16 protein-coding genes are annotated in these 18,987 nt (G+C 41.2%); 2 read left to right on the top strand and 14 right to left on the bottom strand.

Translation table 11 applies throughout. The features are described 5' to 3' along the window. Window positions 1–118 precede the first annotated feature (118 nt). On the bottom strand, window positions 119–1,012 hold the full coding sequence (locus D9X91_RS02100) for a deoxyribonuclease IV (RefSeq protein ID WP_121678891.1): 894 nt from the start codon (window positions 1,010–1,012) through the stop codon (window positions 119–121). Window positions 1,013–1,041: 29 nt separating this feature from the next. Then, window positions 1,042–2,349 carry a DEAD/DEAH box helicase gene (locus tag D9X91_RS02095; RefSeq protein ID WP_121678890.1) on the bottom strand — a complete coding sequence of 436 codons (1,308 nt, stop codon included), beginning with the start codon at window positions 2,347–2,349 and terminating at the stop codon, window positions 1,042–1,044. A gap of 552 nt (window positions 2,350–2,901) precedes the next feature. Here D9X91_RS02095 and vrrA point away from each other — a divergent pair. Both vrrA and D9X91_RS02085 read left to right on the top strand, forming a co-directional pair. After that, window positions 2,902–3,630, top strand: a complete 729-nt coding sequence (gene vrrA, locus D9X91_RS02090) for a VrrA/YqfQ family protein (RefSeq protein WP_121678889.1) — start codon at window positions 2,902–2,904, stop codon at window positions 3,628–3,630. Window positions 3,631–3,943: 313 nt separating this feature from the next. Further along, a complete protein-coding gene (locus tag D9X91_RS02085) occupies window positions 3,944–4,903 on the top strand; it encodes a 4-hydroxy-3-methylbut-2-enyl diphosphate reductase (protein WP_121678888.1) in 960 nt (319 codons plus the stop codon). Window positions 4,904–4,976: 73 nt separating this feature from the next. On the opposite strand, the gene D9X91_RS02080 is transcribed toward D9X91_RS02085, so the two are convergent. From D9X91_RS02080 to glyQ, 12 genes are all read right to left on the bottom strand, one after another. Continuing rightward, window positions 4,977–6,095 (bottom strand): Nif3-like dinuclear metal center hexameric protein, encoded by a 1,119-nt coding sequence (locus D9X91_RS02080; protein ID WP_121678887.1) that lies wholly within the window; start codon window positions 6,093–6,095, stop codon window positions 4,977–4,979. Next, on the bottom strand, window positions 6,092–6,799 hold the full coding sequence (locus tag D9X91_RS02075) for a tRNA (adenine(22)-N(1))-methyltransferase (protein WP_121678886.1): 708 nt from the start codon (window positions 6,797–6,799) through the stop codon (window positions 6,092–6,094). Before D9X91_RS02075 ends, D9X91_RS02080 begins: the two co-directional genes overlap by 4 nt. Before the next feature lie 337 nt (window positions 6,800–7,136). Next, window positions 7,137–7,511, bottom strand: a complete 375-nt coding sequence (gene cccA / locus D9X91_RS02070; protein ID WP_121678885.1) for a cytochrome c550 — start codon at window positions 7,509–7,511, stop codon at window positions 7,137–7,139. Window positions 7,512–7,701: 190 nt separating this feature from the next. Further along, a complete protein-coding gene (locus tag D9X91_RS02065) occupies window positions 7,702–8,841 on the bottom strand; it encodes an acyl-CoA dehydrogenase family protein (RefSeq protein WP_121678884.1) in 1,140 nt (379 codons plus the stop codon). Between the two features lie 102 nt (window positions 8,842–8,943). Then, on the bottom strand, window positions 8,944–9,498 hold the full coding sequence (locus tag D9X91_RS02060) for a hypothetical protein (RefSeq protein ID WP_121678883.1): 555 nt from the start codon (window positions 9,496–9,498) through the stop codon (window positions 8,944–8,946). A 105-nt stretch (window positions 9,499–9,603) separates the two neighbouring features. Beyond that, window positions 9,604–10,734, bottom strand: a complete 1,131-nt coding sequence (rpoD, locus tag D9X91_RS02055) for an RNA polymerase sigma factor RpoD (protein WP_121678882.1) — start codon at window positions 10,732–10,734, stop codon at window positions 9,604–9,606. A 39-nt stretch (window positions 10,735–10,773) separates the two neighbouring features. Next, complete coding sequence (dnaG, locus tag D9X91_RS02050) at window positions 10,774–12,585, bottom strand: DNA primase (RefSeq protein ID WP_121678881.1); 1,812 nt, start codon at window positions 12,583–12,585, stop codon at window positions 10,774–10,776. A gap of 19 nt (window positions 12,586–12,604) precedes the next feature. Further along, window positions 12,605–13,069, bottom strand: coding sequence for a YaiI/YqxD family protein (locus D9X91_RS02045; protein ID WP_121678880.1), 465 nt, complete (start codon window positions 13,067–13,069; stop codon window positions 12,605–12,607). Window positions 13,070–13,689: 620 nt separating this feature from the next. Further along, window positions 13,690–14,496 (bottom strand): pyruvate, water dikinase regulatory protein, encoded by an 807-nt coding sequence (locus D9X91_RS02040; RefSeq protein ID WP_121678879.1) that lies wholly within the window; start codon window positions 14,494–14,496, stop codon window positions 13,690–13,692. Window positions 14,497–14,524: 28 nt separating this feature from the next. Beyond that, complete coding sequence (locus D9X91_RS02035) at window positions 14,525–15,163, bottom strand: helix-turn-helix transcriptional regulator (RefSeq protein ID WP_121678878.1); 639 nt, start codon at window positions 15,161–15,163, stop codon at window positions 14,525–14,527. Between the two features lie 252 nt (window positions 15,164–15,415). After that, window positions 15,416–17,488 (bottom strand): glycine--tRNA ligase subunit beta, encoded by a 2,073-nt coding sequence (glyS, locus tag D9X91_RS02030; protein WP_121678877.1) that lies wholly within the window; start codon window positions 17,486–17,488, stop codon window positions 15,416–15,418. Further along, window positions 17,481–18,371 (bottom strand): glycine--tRNA ligase subunit alpha, encoded by an 891-nt coding sequence (gene glyQ / locus D9X91_RS02025; RefSeq protein WP_121678876.1) that lies wholly within the window; start codon window positions 18,369–18,371, stop codon window positions 17,481–17,483. The genes glyS and glyQ overlap by 8 nt, the downstream gene beginning before the upstream one ends. Between the last annotated feature and the right edge of the window lie 616 nt (window positions 18,372–18,987).

Below are 18,987 nucleotides of genomic sequence, written 5' to 3'. Positions count from 1 at the left end.
TCAACATGAGCACAAAATGGAAAGTGCCTGGTCCCCTTCATTATATCGCAACCAAAGATGGTGTTTCATCTTTGGTTGCGATATGATCGGGAACCGGGCACAAATGATGATGACATTCTTATTGATTCTTGATTTTTTCTAATAAATCTTCTTCAAACTTTTTGTTTCTCAACATTTCAATTTCAAATTTGTAAGGAGGTTTCTTATTTTTCTTATCTTCCCCTACATATGGTGTTTCAAGAATTTTTGGGACATCCATCAGTTGTGGATGGTGCACGATATAGCTTAAGGCGTCAAAACCAATGTGGCCAAATCCTATATTCTCATGACGGTCCTTTCTTGCCCCAGTTGGATTTTTGCTATCATTTATGTGCAGCACTTGGAGCCTGTCCAAACCGATGATTTTATCGAATTCGTTCAAAACGCCGTCAAAGTCTTGAATAATGTCATATCCGGCATCATGGGTATGGCAAGTATCAAAGCAAACCGACAGCTTTTCATTATGCTTGACGCCATCGATGATCATGGCAATTTCCTCAAAAGACCTACCACATTCAGAACCTTTTCCCGCCATTGTTTCGAGAGCGATTTGGACATCCTGATCTTTTGTGATAGCCTCATTCAACCCTTCAATGATTCTTTTGATTCCCTCTTCTGCACCGGCACCGACATGGGCACCTGGATGAAGGACGATTTGCTTTGCTCCGATTGCTTGTGTCCTTTCTACTTCCGATGCCAGGAAATTGACCCCAAGTTCAAACGTGTCGGGGTTCGTTGTATTTCCGATGTTGATGATGTATGGAGCATGGACGACAATATCAGCAATCCCATTTCTGCTCATGTGCTCAAGGCCTGCTTCGATATTTAAATCCTCAATTTTCTTTCTTCTAGTATTCTGGGGTGCTCCAGTATAGATCATGAAGGTATTGGAACCATATGAAGCTGCTTCCTCGCTTGCCGCCAATAACATTTTCTTGCCGCTCATGGAGACATGAGATCCGATTTTAAGCATAAATAAACACTCTCCCTATAGATGGAAAATTATTTCTTTTTATTTAAGCGTCTGTCTCTTTTTTTCATCGTATCGATTTGCCGCTGCATTTTCTTTTTATATCCCGGCTTGACTTTGGCAGGTTTTTTAATCATTTTTCTTGCTTTTTTCTCAAAATCATCCGTCTGCTTCGTTCTATTTTTCCTACGGTTTCTGTCTGAAACCTCTACCCATTCTCCCTGCTGAAGATCCACGGTTGAAAATGGAATTCCCATTTTCTCAAGCTGATTGAGTGCATCTTCATCCGATGGGGTATAAATGGTCGCTGAAATCCCGGATAATCCAGCTCTAGCAGTCCTTCCGGAACGATGGACGTAAAAATCCAGATCACTCGGAAGCTCAAAATTGATGACATGACTGACACCTTCGATATCGATGCCCCTTGCAGCAAGATCGGTCGCAACGATATATTGATAATCCAAATTCATGATTTGCTTCATCATTTTTTTCCGGTCTCGAGGACTTAGATCCCCATGGATTCGGCCAACTTTAAGACCTCTTTCAATCAAGGAATCCGCGACTTCATCAGCATTTGCCTTTGTATTTGTAAAAACGATGGCCAAATATGGATTATAGGCTACCAGCATATCGTAAAGAAGATCGATTTTTTTCCTGCTTTTTAAAGGAACAAGAATGTGTTCGATTTTTTCAGCAGATAGCTGCTTTGGCTGGACATGTTGAAAGCTCGGGTTTTCCAGGTACTTTTTCAAAAAAGGCTTTAATTTCTCAGGAATTGTCGCAGAGAATACGAGCATTTGCAGCTCTTCAGGCATTTTACCGGCAATTTGGTCTACATCCTGAATGAATCCCATATCCAACATCAGATCTGCTTCATCGACTACAAGCATTTTCGCCGTATAAATGAACAGAGCTTGTTCTTTCATGAGATCATTGATTCTTCCTGCCGTTCCAACAACGATTTGAGGCTGTGTTTTTAATTTATCGATCGTCCTCTGCTTATCCGTTCCACCGATAAAACATCTAGCACTGATAGGTGAATCGGCAAATTTAGTGATTTTCAGGACTTCGTGATAAATTTGCTTTGCCAATTCTCTAGTCGGTGCAGTGATGACCACTTGAACCTCATCTTTTTCCGGATCGATTAGGTTGATTGCCGGGAGCAAATAGGCATGTGTCTTTCCGGTACCGGTCTGTGATTGACCGATTGCACTATTCCCGCTCATTATTGTTGGGATCATTTTTTCTTGTATTTCAGTTGGTTGTTTAAACCCTATTTCTTGAATTGCTCTATTGATAAATGGCTGAAATTGAAATTTCTCGAATTGATGATTCGCCATTATGTCACTCCTTTTGTCGAAACATGATAAAAGTCCATCTTGTAATTATAATAAACATTTAAGAAAAGTGCCACTTAATCAATGAAACAGTTCGTTGACAAATGATATTGGGATAACTTTCTCACGACCTTATTATCAACTTTGTCTCTTTTGACAAACCATTTGAAAGGTTGATCTTCAGCTGCAGGATGTTCGCTTTTTGAGGGGACCTCACACAAAGTAAGACCGTTCGATGTAGGCACAGGACAAGGAAAGCTTCGTCAGCGACACCTCGCACGAAGAAAAATACCGGGCATTTCTCTAGGACGAGCCGAACATAATCCGCCCAACCTCTCCTCGCTTCGCTGCGGGATCTAGAACCTTCCGCTTCCAGCAACTTTCTTGATAATTCCTTTTTTCATTAACGTAAAACACTTCAATTTGTCTCCTTTTGAATCCATGACAATCAACATTCATGGAAAAGTGAAAAGATTTGTGCTTTTAACCAGACCGTTTCAACATTTATGCATATTCTAATATAGAGAATATGGGCTTATGAAAGGAGGGTAAAATATGCCGCCAAGAAACTTTTCACCATCTCGGATGGGAATGCCGCGCATGGGGCCTGGGCCAAACATGGGGCCAGGGGGACCTTCGCCTTTCGGGAGGCGCGGACCGATGATGATGGGTCAGCAGCAAATGAGGCGCTCACCTCTTGGAGGAGGGGGATTGCTTGGAAAAAGGGGAGGCTCTAATCCTGGCATTGGAGGACTACTTGGAAATAGGGGCGGTCCTAATTCCGGTAGTGGAGGAATCCTTTCGAGGTTGTTTCAAAAATCGGGCGGAGCTGCTGCAGGCAGTCGTGCAGCAGGAGCTGGAAGTGCATTAACCGGCTTTGAACGCGCCGGACAAGGAGGATCCTTACTAAGTGGACTTACCAACCCGGGCACGATTCAATCATTTTTAGGCAATACCCAATCAGTTCTGAAAACAGCCGGTCAATTCGGGCCAATGGTGCAGCAATATGGACCAATGCTTCGCAACATTCCGGCTATGTGGAGACTGTATAGGGGATTGAAGAGTGCTACCAGCGAGGATGAAGCAGCGACCACTGAAGAAGCTTCGACAACCTCTGATGACAGCAGTGCAGAGGATACTGAACAAAAGAAAAAAAAACCAGCTCGCCGAAAAAGGACACCTACTTCTGAATCAACAGGATCGAACGATGACTCGTGGGATTCAGAGGATGATCAGCCCGCTGCTTCCACAACGGGAGGGTCAAAACCAAAACTATATATATAATTTTTGTGAAAAGAGGTTCTATATTTGCGCCTCTTTTTTTTATGCCGTCTGTTCTCCTTAAGTTAGTCGCATTAGTAAAGGTTAACAATCTCTTCAATATGCCGCGTCCCCAGTGCTTGCGCTGAGCCCACCCCGCTTATTTGCTCCAATTTCCTTCGTACGTTTACCCAAAGGGGCGTTCTTGACCTTTCATACAAGAAGAATTAATCCAAATACACACGCAATAAACCAAAAATTCAGCATTTTGTATTCTCTTTTATTGTCCTTTATAATAAGAAGATGATAGTGATGAAGACATTAGGAGGATTTATAAATGGATGTTTTGAAAATAGCTCCTCGTGGATATTGTTATGGTGTAGTAGACGCGATGGTCATTGCACGAAATGCAGCATTGGATAAGTCGCTGCCTCGTCCAATATATATTTTAGGCATGATCGTACACAATCAGCATGTGACCAATGCTTTCGAAGAAGAAGGAATTATCACCCTGGATGGGATGAATAGAAAAGAAATCATCGAAAAGGTAGAAAGTGGGACCGTCATTTTCACGGCCCATGGTGTTTCTCCCGAAGTGAGAGAGATCGCCAAACAGAAAGGACTCGTTACACTCGATGCGACTTGTCCTGATGTTACGAAGACGCATGACCTAATCCGAGAGAAAGAAGCGGCCGGTTATGAAGTGATTTATATCGGGAAAAAAGGACACCCTGAGCCGGAAGGTGCTGTCGGAGTGGCACCACAAATTGTTCATCTTGTGGAATCTGTTGAAGATGTAAAAAAATTAACCATCAATAGTGATAAAATCATTGTCACCAACCAAACGACAATGAGCCAGTGGGATGTCGGCGATATCATGGAAATGGTCCAGAAGAAATATCCTCACGCCGAAAAGCATAAAGAAATCTGCCTGGCAACACAAGTCAGGCAAGAAGCGGTTGCCGAACAAGCAGGAGAAGCAGATTTGCTTTTAGTTGTAGGGGACCCGAAAAGCAATAATTCCAATAGGTTGGCTCAGGTATCCGAGCAAATTGCCGGAACGACTGCGTACAGGATTTCAGATGTATCGGAAATCGATATGGCTTGGCTAAAAGATGTCAAAAAAGTTGCCATCACGGCCGGAGCATCTACCCCAACGCCAATCGTCAAAGAAGTCATTAAATTCTTGGAAGGTTACGATCCTGAAGATGAATCGACATGGAACAAGGAGCACGCAGTTCCACTTAACAAAATACTTCCCAAAGTTAAGAAACCTAAATTATCATCGAATGCATAAAAAGAAGCTGAATCCGCACTTTAATTGTGCGGATCAGCTTCTTTTTTTCGACTCATCATGAAAATTTAAAGGGCTACAAATAAGTAAATGGATCTGTATTGATTGTGGATGCCCTAAATTGAACGTCCCACCCTTTTCCTTCAGCAAGGGTTTCAAGGCGATGTGCCACTCCTGCTTTCATGACCTTTTCAACATTATGGCCGGGATCTACAACGTTAAGGCCCATCATCATGGCATCATGAGCGGTATGATAATAGAAATCGCCTGTAACATAAACATCTGCACCTTTGAATTTTGCTTGGGAAAAATACTTATTGCCATCGCCGCCTAAGACAGCTACTTTCTTAACCTTGGACTCCATTTCCCCAACGACTCTGAGACCTTCTAAATTGAATACTTTTTTTACATATAACGAAAAATCCCGCAGGCTCATTTCATTCTCTAATTCGCCTATCCTGCCTAATCCTAATTCCGCACCAGAATTTTCAAGTTGATAAATATCATAGGCCACTTCTTCATAGGGGTGAGCTTTTAGCATGGCAAAAATGACTTTTTTCTCTAAATGTTCCGGAAAGATGGTTTCAATCTTGGATTCTTCCACTTCCTCAAGTTTCCCTTGAGTACCAATGTATGGATTAGAATCTTTCCCTGGTAAAAACCTTCCTGTTCCATTAGAACTGAAACTGCAGTGGCTGTAATCCCCAATCGCTCCGGCACCAGCTCTGCCTAACGCTTCAAGGACTGCGCCTTCTGCTTCGGAAGGAACATACACAACAAGCTTCTTCAATTTCTGAACATGCGTCGCTACGAGTACTTGCGTATCCTTCAACTGAAGGGCCTGAGCCAATAAATCATTGACCCCTCCTTCAGCCACATCGAGGTTTGTGTGTGCTGCATAAACAGCAATATCATGTTTGATTAATTTTTCCAATATTCGTCCTGAAGGGCTATCAGTGACAAGCTTCTTCATCGGCCTGAATATCGGGGGGTGATGGGCTATGATGAGCTGCACATCATTCGAAATGGCTTCATCCACCACTTCCTCCAGAACATCCAGAGCAACCATCACATTCGTGACCGGCTTATTCAGACTACCTACTTGTAAACCGATCGGGTCGCCTTCCAGGGCATACTGCTTCGGGGAGAAGCTTTCAAATAAACTGATGACCTCGTGTCCATTGACTTTTTTCATGTTGATAACACCCCCTGTACGAGCTCGATTCTTCCGGATAATTCGGCTTTCCTTAGTTTGGCTTTTTCATTTTCCCCTGCCTGTTCCAATTGCATTAAAATAATTTTCCACTGTTTCATCTCTGCTTCCCATTTTTTTCGAAACACCTCATTATTTTCCTTCATTAAAAATGGACCCATTAATAGTTCCGATTCTAAATGCTGATATGGTTTCATAGGAGTACCTTTAACCGAAACAAGGATTTCGTATATTTTTCCATCTTCTTCGATTATTTCTTCTTCCGCTAATTCCCATCCGTTATCCAAAAGCCACTTCCGTAATGAGTATGAGCCGATATTAGGCTGAAGGATCAACTTATCGACTCCATCCAGCTTGTTTTTTCCTTCTTCCAGAATTGAAGCGATTAATGGACCGCCCATCCCTGCAATCGTAATGCAATTTACTTCATTTTCAGAAATGACTTCCAAACCGTTACCTTTTCGAACGGAAATTTGGTTTTCCAGGCCCGCCTGTTTGACTTGATTCAAGGCTGAACGATATGGGCCTTCGACTACTTCTCCAGCGACGCAATAACTCGCAATGTCATTCAGGATACAGTAGCACGGCAAATACGCATGATCAGAGCCTATATCTGCGACTCTCGCCCCTTTAGGTATATGTTTTGCGACTCTTTCCAGCCGTGTTGATAATTTTTCTGTGTTCACTCTTAATCTCACCACATTTATGTATTTTTTATAGGCTCTTTCGTAAAGTAGTTGCTATTTGAGCAATGTTGATATCCGCTGTAGGTCTCACCTTGCCCGCTGAACCCTCTGGAGTCTTGCACATTCCGCTCCAATCAACACCCTATGATGAATTTTCATCAGGAAAACTGTTAAAAACAACAATCTTTGTGAAAGCACCCTTTTTATATCATTGTAACGTGATTTTCGCCATAAAAAAAGAGAACGACATAAAAGGGGATAAACTTCCTCCAAAAAACGATTTCCCGTCCTTGAGGGATTGTCCGCACTTAAACAGCCATTCTCTTTTACCTTTTGATTATTTCAATTTCATCAGCCAATCAGCCATCGCATCAGCATTCTCCGCGGATACCAAACCTGAAGGCATTTTCCCGCCTTTACCATGCTGGATGATATCCTTGATTTCATCCTTGGAATAACGATCGCCTACACCTTTTAAAGATGGACCATATCCACCTTCATAGTTTTGACCGTGGCAAGAAGCACATGTCTGTGCATAAAAATCCTTTGGATCAAACTCGCCTGAACTAGCTTGCTCCTGCTTCGCACCGCCTTCTTTTTTTCCCTTTGCCATCTCATCAGCGTCGCCAAGACCTTTAATGGAAAGGAAAAAGATAAGGCCAATCCCCAACACCATGATTAAAACAAATGGGATCACTGGATTTCGATTCATGATTTAACCTCCCTTATGTAAGAACATACGAATACAATTACTACTATTGTGTACAAACACCTATTATTTTACTTTATATTTTTTGGAAGGGAAAGCCCTATCATTCAAGTTTCAACATATTTTTGGAATTTAGACAAAAAATACTTCATCTGGGAGATGAAGTATTCGTTGACTACTTGGAGCTTGAAGACTAGCAGCCAATTGCCCTTGCAATCACCATGCGCTGAACTTCTGAAGTCCCTTCACCGATTTCAACAAGCTTGGCGTCCCTCATGTATCTTTCTACCTGGTATTCCTTCATATAGCCATAGCCTCCATGGATTTGGACGGCTTGATTCGTAATTTCCATACAGATTTCGGATGCATACAGTTTGCACATTGAAGCCTCTTTTGAAAATGGTTTACCTTGGTCCTTCAGCCAAGCCGCTTTGTATACCATATTCCTTGCCAGCTCAATTTTCATTGCCATATCCGCCAATTTGAATTGGATTGCTTGGAACTTGGATAAAGACTGTCCAAACTGATGGCGTTCCTTTGCATATTGCAAAGCTTTCTCATAGGCTGCTTGTGCGATCCCGACCGACATCGCTCCGATTCCGATTCTTCCACCATCCAAGGTGATGAGAAATTGCTGGAATCCATTTCCTTTTTTTCCTAATATGTTCTCTTGGGGGACCCTTACATGATCCATTACCAATTCTGTTGTATTGGAAGCATGAAGCCCCATTTTTTCATAGTTATCGATAACAGTGAATCCATCAGCATCAGTCGGAACAATGATGGCAGTTATTTCTTTCTTCCCTTCCTTCATTCCAGTCACAGCCGTCAGCGCTAAATGCTTTGCATAGCTTGCATTCGTAATGAAGCATTTGCTGCCATTTATGATAAAGTCCTCTCCATCTTCCACTGCTGTCGTTTTCGTCCCACCAGCATCAGATCCTGCATTCGGTTCAGTCAGCCCGAATGCTCCCAAAGACTCTCCCGTACAAATTGGGTTCAAATACTTTTGCTTCTGTTCTTCCGTACCGAATAAATGTATTGGAGCCCCACCTAAAGAGATATGGGCGGAATACGTTATACCTGTCGAACCGCATGCCCGGCTTAACTCCTCGGTCACGATGGCGAAACTGATCGTGTCTGCCCCGCCGCCTCCATATTCCTCTGGAAATGGCAATCCCATCATACCGAGATCCCCAAGCTGTTCAAAAATATGCTTTGGGAATTCTTTCGTCCGGTCCCTTTCAATTGCCCCTTTGGCTACTTCTTCATTAGCAAATTCTCTTATGGTCTTTTGGATCATTTGCTGTTCACTTGTCAAGTCAAAATTCATGTCCATCCCCCTCTGAAGTTACTCGTGGATACGCTTACATTTTTATTATAAAGGGATGGGTGGAATTTTCTCAACTTTTAAAAACTTTTCAATATACTGATATTATATGAAGATAGAAATAAACAAAATCATTACTCCTAGGAAACCAGCTATCCGAAAATAAAGCAATGCAAATTTAAAGCTGCTGAAAATCCAAAGAATACAGTTAAAGAATAGGGTAATATAGAGAACCCATATGTTGTTGTGAAAAAGCCTCCCACAAAGATTCACCGTCAGGAGCAAAAGTAACATGGCAAAAGCAATATAAAGCAAATGTTGAAAACTTGGTTTATTAGAATAATAAAAAATTGCAATCAAAATAAAAACGACAAAAAATGTCAAAATCGTTGTTTGCAAAAGTACTGATAATTCAGTAAAATATATGACAAATACCGAAATAATCAACATCAAACTAATGGCAGCTATTTTAAGGAAACTTGCCATAGGAGCACTTTGACTCTGTTTAATATTTTTATGGTCATGGATTGTTGATGGAGCATTTCCTTCTGTATAAAGAGCCAATAAGAAGTCACAATAATGATCTGGCAGCATGCGATTTTTTTTCCAAAGCAGAATTTCATTTACAATTGTTTCTTTACGTTTTAGATTTGAGTCCATTGTTAACACATCCTGCTTTTAAAATTCGCGTTTTTTTTCAAAATCCCTTTCGATTCCTCAAAAAAAATTGCCCCTTTTTCGAGGAAAGAGGCAATTTCACTGATACTATTCAAGAAAATCTTTCAAACGTTTACTACGGCTCGGATGACGAAGCTTTCTAAGCGCTTTTGCTTCGATCTGCCTGATTCGTTCACGGGTGACACCGAACACTTTGCCCACTTCTTCCAATGTGCGCGTTCTGCCATCATCCAGTCCAAATCGAAGACGCAGCACATTTTCTTCACGGTCCGTTAAAGTATCCAAGACATCTTCAAGCTGTTCTTTCAGAAGTTCGTATGCCGCATGCTCAGATGGAGATGTAGCATCTTGATCTTCAATGAAATCACCTAGATGGGAGTCATCTTCCTCACCAATCGGTGTTTCGAGAGAGACAGGCTCTTGAGCGATTTTAAGGATTTCACGTACTTTTTCAGGCGTCAAATCCATTTCTTCACCGATTTCTTCCGGTGATGGCTCCCTGCCTAAATCTTGAAGCAATTGACGCTGTACCCTGATCAGTTTGTTAATTGTTTCTACCATATGAACTGGGATACGAATGGTTCTTGCCTGATCAGCTATAGCGCGAGTAATTGCCTGACGGATCCACCATGTGGCATACGTACTGAATTTGTATCCTTTACGATAATCGAATTTCTCTACCGCTTTGATCAATCCCATATTACCTTCCTGAATGAGATCCAAGAAAAGCATACCACGGCCAACATATCGTTTGGCAATGCTGACAACAAGTCGAAGGTTCGCTTCCGCCAATCTTCTTTTTGCTTCCTCGTCGCCATCCTCGATTCTTTTTGCCAAAGAAATCTCATCTTCTGCTGAAAGTAAATCGACCCGGCCAATTTCTTTTAAATACATGCGAACTGGATCATTGATTTTTACGCCTGGGGGGACACTTAGATCATTTAAATCAAATTCTTCTTCATCATCCGCACTCTTGCTGATTTCAACATCCTCGTCATCATCACCATTTTCACCATGGAGTTCAACGCCTTGATCACTCAAAGTTTCGTAAAACTCATCCATTTGATCTGATTCCAATTCAAAATTAGCCATTTTCTCAGCAATTTCATCATATGTTAAAAATCCGCGTTTTTTCCCAAGTTCCATCAATTTTTCTTTCACTTGATCTAAAGTTAGTTCAGAATCCACTTCTTTGGAACGTGCTGATTTTTCAGCCATATGGTTCCCTCCTTCCAACTTTTCAACACCATAAAGCGACTATAAAGACTTGCGAAGCTGAATGATTTCCATAGCGATCATTGCAGCCCTTTTATGGTCATTTTGTCGCTCTGCTTCTTTTCCTTCAATTATCTTTTCTTTTATTTTCAACATCTTTTGATGTTTGAACACTTGTTTTATATAATCTTCCAATTCTTGGCTGCTGACCTCATCATTGATGGACATCATTTCAATTTCAGTTACGATGTTTCGCAGCCTGCCATCAGATAAAAAAGAAATGAATTGGCTGGCATCGGGTTGATTGCCATCCTCGTAGTATCCTAATAAATATGTGATAATAGCCTGATGTTCATCAACATTCAATTCTAAATTTCCGAGCAGCTCTTTTATTTTATATGCAGTATCAATATCCTTCAACATATGGGCAATGAGCCTTTTTTCAGCTGCAATATGGGCAGGCAGCAATTTCTTTTCGGTTTGAAGGACAAAAGGCTTTATTTGCCTTTCCGGCTGCATCTCCTTCTTCCCACCCTTTTTATCTGAAAAATAAATTTCCTGCTGCTGCTGCTTTAAGGCATCCAATGATAAAGAAAATTCATCTGCAAGCTGTCTGAGATAATGATCTCTCTCTACTGCTTTATCCAAGTGAGATATTTCACTAAGTATCACTTCGATATACTGCAGCCGTTCTCCTTCATTTGAAAGATTTTTTCCTCTTCGGAAATAGTACATTTTAAAGGCCATAAACGTCTTGCATGCCCCTAATACTTCTGTACGGAACTTCTCCCCACCGTATTTCAGAATGTAGTCATCGGGATCAAGCTGTTCAGGCATTTGTGCAATTTCTATGTGAATTCCGTTCTGCTCAAGCATTTTTGCTGCTCTAAACGCAGCTTCTATGCCAGCAGAATCAGAGTCGTAGCAGATTGCAACCGAATCCGTCAATCTTTTCAAGGTTTGAATATGATAATCAGTCAACGAAGTTCCCATTGTGGCAATGCCATTGGGGACACCAGCCCGATTTGCGGCAATGACATCTGCAAACCCTTCTAATAAGACGGCTTTTTGCTGTTTTTTGATCGCTGGCCGTGCCAGGTGGAAATTGTAAAGAATTTTACTTTTGTTAAAGGCAGGCGTTTCTGGGCTGTTCAAATACTTGGGCTCATCCTTCCCAAAAGCTCTGCCAGAAAAAGCGATCGTATTTCCTTTATGGTCAAATAAAGGAAACATGATACGGTTTCTGAAGCGGTCAAAATACTGATCATCTGAATCCCTCTGGATAATCAGCCCCGCTTTTTCCATCAAAGGGAGATCGAAACCCCTTTTTTGAAGAAACTTCACTGCGAAATCCCAGCTTGGCAATGACCAGCCAATTTGGAACTTTTCGATTTCCTCCCTGGTAAACCCTCTTTCAAGCAAGTACTCCAAGGCTTCTTGGCCTTCTTTTGTATTTAAGAGTAAATGATGGTAAAATTTACGTAATAAGTCGTGGGCCTCCATGATTCTTCGAAGTTCTGGAGGGATATTGGGATTTGCCACTCCTGATTCTACGCCAATATTGACATCGATACCGGCTTTTTCCGCTGCAACCTTAATGGATTCTTGAAAGGAGATCCCTTCGATATCCATTAAGAAAGAAAAGGCATTCCCACCTGCTCCACATCCGAAACAGTGATATATTTGTTTATCAGGCGCCACAGAAAAGGATGGAGTGTTTTCACCGTGAAAAGGGCAAAGGCCAAAATAATTTCTTCCTTGTTTTTTAAGCTGAACATAATCACTGATGACGTCCACAATATCAATGGATTGTCTTATTTGATTTATCGTTTCTTCAGGAATTCTTCCTGTCACAAAACATCACCATCTGTTTCTAGTCTTTCGATAACAAACCAAAATCTCCTGCTATTTTCGACAAAATGTTAGTCAGCATAGTGCTGAACCTAAGTCGATCCTCCGGCAGAAAAGGTTTAGGCCCTTTGCCATATTTCCCTTGTCTTCTTGCCTTCGCAGCTGCATACCGATAGTTTAACGCTATTTCAATGGTATCTTCTTTAAATTCGATTCCCCTGGGCGAAAGAACATAAACATCTTTCGGCAGCAGCAGGCCTGCCAGCCCTATATCCTGTGTGATGACCACATTCATCTTTTGAATGTGATTGATGATATAGAGGTCTGCGGATTCCTTATCTGCATCGACATAAACCCACTCCCCCAATACTGGCTCATTCATCTTATGAGCTATGGAGGCGACAAAAACTGTATTAAATTGATATTTTCTGGCAATTTCTACGATTTCCGCCTTAACAGGACATGCATCTGCATCGACATAAATCATAGGTTTATGCGCTTGTAAACTAACTATTCTACATCCCCCCGAAGAATCCTTCTTCTTAGGACAAGTTTCCAATATTCCGAAAACACTAGAAATTGTCGAAAATTTTCACAGTCATTCACTTGACATATTAACATAAATAGTTTATTCCTTAAATCTATACTCTAAACCTATTTTTGTTATTTTTATCACAATTTTTTATTATAGTACATTTGGACAAGTTTGACCATCATTTTTTCTTTTCCCGTGTTAAGTTTTTCTCGATCAGCAGGAGGATTTCATAAAACTCTTGCCGCCCGGAGGTTTATTTACGAACAACTCTTTTCATCCTATTATCAAAGAAAGTAAAATAGCACATAATCCAAAAGATTATATGCTTAGAATAAAGAGGCATAATCAGCCTATGGAAGCTGCTGATGCTTCTTTTTTTATATTGCTCTTTTCGTAATGTTTGTTTCCATTCATCAAAGGTTGGGCATGGTTGATTTCCACGGGAGGATGCTCGCTTTCCCAGGGGCGGGCGGCGTAAGCCCCCCGGAGTCTCGCACCCTCCAATCAACATCAAATTGAATGATTTACAAAAAACAAACACCTTTTCGGAAACAGCCTTTTATTTTGATGAATTATTTATTTTGTTGAATATGGTTGATAATGATATTTGCCGTCTCTTCCACCGCTTTGTTGGTGACATCTATTATATGGCACCCGATCTTTTTGGATATTTTATCGAAATAAATAAGTTCTTCTTTAATACGGTTAATATTCGCATAGCTTGCCTGATCATTCAGGCCGAGTGATATTAGCCTCTCCCGGCGGATATCATTCAACTTTTCCGGGCTTATTTTCAGTCCTATGCACTTATCCGGCGACACTTGGAAAAGCTCTTCCGGGGGATCTACTTCGGGTACTAAAGGGACATTGGCTACTTTCAACCTTTTATGAGCTAAATATTGGGATAAAGGAGTTTTTGAGGTCCTTGATACACCGACCAGAATAATGTCCGCCCTCAAGATCCCTCTAGGGTCGCGGCCATCATCGTATTTGACTGCAAATTCGATAGCTTCGACCTTCTTAAAATAGTCATCGTCCAGTTTCCTTACCAGCCCTGGTTCATTAAGCGGTTTTTTACCATAAAGCTCTTGGAAGCGATCCATTAAAGGACCGATGATATCGATGGCATACAAGTTTTCTTTTGCCGCCTGTTCTTTCATGTACTCCCTGATTTCAGGCTTCACTAATGTGAATGCAATCATTCCATGATTTATTTTCGCCAATGATATCACTTCATCGACATTTGAAAAATCTTCAATGTACGGGATTCTCTTTATTATTGCACTTGAACCGTTAAATTGACTGATTGCCGCTTTGGTGACAAGCTCTGCTGTCTCACCAACCGAATCTGATACTACGTAGATGATAGGTTCAGTCATTTACGATCACCTTCCTCTTCACAACGTCCTATAAATCTTCGTCAGCCAATGCAACAAAGGCTTTTGTCACATTGGTTTTGGTAATTCTCCCCTGCACTTCAAAACCTTTTTCCGTTTCTTTAACTATAGGAAGCGCATCGATTTGTTTTTCAATTAATTTCTTAGCCACATCAATCAGCAGATCATCTTTCATGCACATCGTAATATTCGGCATCCTTGTCATAATAATATTCACAGGAATGGATGTAAGTTCTTGTTTGCCGATGCTCGCCCTGAGAAGGTCTTTTCTTGATAATACCCCGACAAGCAATGAACCTGAATCCACCACAAAAAGGGTCCCAACATCCTCAAGAAACATGGTAACGACCGCATCGTAGACAGATACATTTTCATTGACGACAACCGGGATTGATTGGTAGTCTTTCACCGCTATTTTCTTCAAATTCTCTGTTAGTAGTTGTGTGCCCGATTTCCCGGTATAGAAATATCCGACGCGGGGGCGGGCATCGAGATAACCCGCCATCGTCAATATAGCCAGATCTGGCCTAAGGGTGGCTCTCGTCAAGCTGAGCCTTTCAGCAATCTGCTCGCCAGTGATTGGGCCGTTATCCTTCACAATCTGCAATATTTGTTCTTGCCTTTTGTTCAGTTCTATTTTCCTCACCACCTAATATACAGAAGGTAAAGTGTTATACTTTTATAAAAATATTATATACTATTATTTTCAAATGAAAAGAATTAACACATATATAAATAAAAAAACTGGCAATCCCCCTGGATTTCACAGCAAACTGAAAGTGTGAAAAAGGAGGAATGCCAAATGGACCTTTTTGACTATGGCACTTTTCTCACTGGAAGTGAGCACTCTGAAGTCTCGTACCTTCCTCTCCAATCAACACCATGATTAGAGATTAAAGGTCTATTTTACTATAATCTCATTGAATGCAGCAAATGATAACATTTTATCTGCTAATTTTTTCATTTGAGTCAGGCGGTTATGTTTTAATCGATCATCCTTTGCCATTACCATTGTATGATCAAAATACTCATCAATGGCTGGACGCAATGCTGCTAATCGGCGGAATACCTCCGCCTCATCCTTCACATTTTCCATTTCTTCTTCCAACTTCAAAAAAGAGGAATAAAGATTTTTCTCATACTGATTTTCAAATAAATCTGCATCTATTTCTTGTAATTCTTCTGCTTTTTTAGAAATATTGATGACCCTGCTCAAGGCTTCAATCGTCGATTTGAAGGATTCTTGATTTTTTTCTTTTTCCAGTACTTCTGCGCGAGAAAGGACCGAAGGAACTGAAGTGATCTCACTATTTAAGACAGCTTCGATAATATCGTATCGAGTTTGTTTTTCTTGAAGAACATACTTTAGTCTCATTTTGAAGAAATTCATCAGTTCTTGAAGGAGTTCATTATGCTCTTTTTCTCCAATGTCATAAGATTTAACCACTTCAATAGTCGATTCAATCAATTCTTTGATAGACAGGGTCCATTTTTTTTCTACGATTGTTTGGACAATCCCTGAAGCTTGGCGCCTTAACGCATATGGGTCTTGAGAACCAGTTGGAACGATCCCAATCGCAAAGCAGGACACGATCGTATCCATTTTGTCAGCCAGTCCTACTGCAGCCCCAATTTCAGAGCTCGGCGAAATATCATCGGCATGCCTAGGCTGGTAATGTTCGTTGATCGCTTGGGCGACTGCCGGATCTTCTCCTTTTTGCAGCGCATATTTCTCTCCCATGAATCCTTGTAATTCAGGAAATTCATAAACCATATGCGTTACAAGGTCGAACTTGCTTATTTCAGCTGCGCGGTCGACCAACTGAAGCTCTTCTTCTGTAAATGATGCCATTTTTCCGACTCTATTACTGATTGCCCTGATTCTTTTGACTTTTTCAGCCAATGTTCCTATCTCTTCATGGTAGACAATGGAGGATAATTTAGCGAGAGCATCGTTGATTCCCATTTTTTGATCTTCTTTGTAAAAGAAATCCGCATCAGATAACCTTGCCCTTAGAACTTTTTCGTTTCCTTTTGCAACGGTTTCAAGATGTCTATGGTCGCCATTGCGCACCGTTACAAAATAAGGCAGCAATCGGCCATCTTCATTTTTTACCGGGAAATATCGCTGATGCTCCTTCATAGTTGTAATCAGCACTTCTTCAGGTATAGTCAAAAACTCTTCGTTAAAAGAACCGAAAAGAACTGTAGGGTATTCGACCAAGTTATTAACTTCTTCCAACAGATCTTGATCAACAGGGATATGCCAGCCTTGCTCTTGTTCAAGCTTGCTAAGCTGATCCAAAATGCCATTCCTTCTCGTTTCAGGATTGGCAATGACATATTGGGCCAATAATTGCTTCTCATATTGAGAAGGCTCAGAGATCTCAATTTTTTCTCCTAAGAATCGGTGTCCACCGGTGTAATTTGACGTTTGGACAGAAGTTATGGAAAAGGGGATCACTTCAGTTCCAAATAGAGCAGTGATCCATTTGATCGGACGTACAAAACGGAGATCTTCATTTGCCCATTTCATATTCTTAGGGAAGTGCAGACCGGTGATGACTTTTTCAAGTTCAGGCAGCAGGCTCATCGTTTTTTGGCCTTCAATGAATTTATTGACAAAAGCGTACTCGACACCATTGATTTCATTGAAGTAAATATCCTCCACCGATGCACCTTGGCCTTTGCTGAATCCAATGGCTGCTTTGGACCATTCGCCTTGTTCATTCATGGCAATTTTTCTTGCTGGTCCCTTTGCCTCTTCCTGAACGTCCTCTTGGGATTCTGCCACACCCTTAACCAACACGGCCAACCTTCTTGGGGTCGAAAAGGCTTCTGCGCTATCGAAAGCTATCGCGCGCTCCTCCAGCCAAGAAACGACATTGTCTTTTAATTCGTTCATCGAATTGGTGACAAATCGTGCAGGCATTTCTTCCAAACCGACTTCTAAAAGTAAATCTCTTTTATGCATCCTTTTTCTCCTCCTTTTTCTTCAGAATCGGAAATCCTAATTTTTCTCTTTCTTCATAAAATGTCTTGGCAATCGAACGGGCCATGTTTCTCATTCTTCCAATGTATCCGGTACGCTCCGTGACTGAAATCTTACCCTTAGCATCCAAAAGGTTAAAGACATGCGAACATTTTAGTACATAGTCATAAGCGGGATGGACCAGCCCTTCGTCCATTTGCTTCTTCGCCTCTTCCTCATAAATCGAAAACAAATTAAAAAGCATTTCAGTATTCGACGTTTCAAACGTATATTTTGAATGCTCATATTCTGGTTGATAAAAAATATCTTTGACCGTAAAGCCGTTTGTCCACTCCAAATCAAAAACATTTTCTTTTTCCTGAATGTATGATGCAAGCCGTTCGATCCCATATGTGATTTCTACGGAAACAGGCTTGCATTCCAAACCTCCGACCTGCTGAAAATAAGTGAACTGGGTAATTTCCATTCCATCCAGCCACACTTCCCATCCTAGCCCTGCACAGCCTAGAGAAGGATTTTCCCAGTTATCCTCGACAAATCGAATATCATGCATCAGAGGGTCAATTCCCAGCGCCTTCAGAGAATCCAGATAAAGTTCTTGTATATTATCCGGGGAAGGCTTCATGATTACCTGGAATTGATGATGCTGATACAACCGATTTGGATTTTCGCCATAGCGCCCATCTGCCGGTCTCCTGGAGGGTTCAACATACGCAACATTCCAAGGCTCTGGACCTATCGCCCTTAAAAACGTAAAGGGACTCATTGTCCCAGCACCTTTTTCTACATCATACGCCTGCATTAATACGCATCCTTGATCAGACCAATGCTTCTGTAATGTTAATATCATTTCTTGTATATTCATTCGTGTGCACCTCCAAATTGTTTTTGAAAAAATACATGGCCATTTAAGCAGCAACAGTCAATCGGGCAATCAACCTAAATAAAAAACTCCCGCCACTATGCAAAAGAAATGCATAGGGACGAGAGTTAACCCGCGGTTCCACCCTATTTGCTATGTATAAATAGCCAGCTTTCATCATCTGCTCGGGACTGCCCTTCCCTTGTTCCTCAAGTTCCTAGCTCCCACCATCCTAGGTTCGCTTTCATGAAGTGGACAAGGTACTCCTTTCCTTCAACGCAGTTATTATCTTAATTACTAGTATAGACAAAAAATAATGGAAATCAATCAAGAAGTCAATATTTTATTTTAAAATAGGCTGGGTTCACAAAGTATGAAGGTGCTGTCGAATCACCCTTCAACATAGAAAAACGAAAAAATTTCATATGACTGATTTCTCACATGCTGTGATTATTAAATGTTTATTTACACTATTTGAAGTTGATTAGAGGGGAAGGTGCGAGACTCCGGAGGGATCAGCGGACAAGGTGAGACCCCGCAGCGGAGTGAGGAGATATCAGACGGAAGTTCGATTAAGTTCGGCACGTCGTGTGCCAACATCGAACGACCTCACTTCGTG

It is taken from the genome of Falsibacillus albus (assembly GCF_003668575.1).
In the GTDB taxonomy this organism is placed as follows: domain Bacteria; phylum Bacillota; class Bacilli; order Bacillales; family DSM-25281; genus Falsibacillus; species Falsibacillus albus.
The sequence above is the reverse complement of the archived record's forward strand: the minus strand, read 5'-3'. Positions and strand labels throughout refer to the sequence as shown.

Coding starts and splice junctions, on each gene's coding strand:
- cccA (WP_121678885.1), bottom strand. CDS start 7,511: ATGAATCGAAATCCAGTGATCCCATTTGTTTTAATCATGGTGTTGGGG.
- D9X91_RS02085 (WP_121678888.1), top strand. CDS start 3,944: ATGGATGTTTTGAAAATAGCTCCTCGTGGATATTGTTATGGTGTAGTA.
- glyS (WP_121678877.1), bottom strand. CDS start 17,488: ATGCATAAAAGAGATTTACTTTTAGAAGTCGGTTTGGAAGAAATGCCT.
- D9X91_RS02060 (WP_121678883.1), bottom strand. CDS start 9,498: ATGGACTCAAATCTAAAACGTAAAGAAACAATTGTAAATGAAATTCTG.
- D9X91_RS02095 (WP_121678890.1), bottom strand. CDS start 2,349: ATGGCGAATCATCAATTCGAGAAATTTCAATTTCAGCCATTTATCAAT.
- D9X91_RS02080 (WP_121678887.1), bottom strand. CDS start 6,095: ATGAAAAAAGTCAATGGACACGAGGTCATCAGTTTATTTGAAAGCTTC.
- D9X91_RS02040 (WP_121678879.1), bottom strand. CDS start 14,496: ATGACTGAACCTATCATCTACGTAGTATCAGATTCGGTTGGTGAGACA.
- glyQ (WP_121678876.1), bottom strand. CDS start 18,371: ATGAATATACAAGAAATGATATTAACATTACAGAAGCATTGGTCTGAT.
- D9X91_RS02045 (WP_121678880.1), bottom strand. CDS start 13,069: ATGATTTATGTCGATGCAGATGCATGTCCTGTTAAGGCGGAAATCGTA.
- vrrA (WP_121678889.1), top strand. CDS start 2,902: ATGCCGCCAAGAAACTTTTCACCATCTCGGATGGGAATGCCGCGCATG.
- D9X91_RS02100 (WP_121678891.1), bottom strand. CDS start 1,012: ATGCTTAAAATCGGATCTCATGTCTCCATGAGCGGCAAGAAAATGTTA.
- rpoD (WP_121678882.1), bottom strand. CDS start 10,734: ATGGCTGAAAAATCAGCACGTTCCAAAGAAGTGGATTCTGAACTAACT.
- D9X91_RS02065 (WP_121678884.1), bottom strand. CDS start 8,841: ATGAATTTTGACTTGACAAGTGAACAGCAAATGATCCAAAAGACCATA.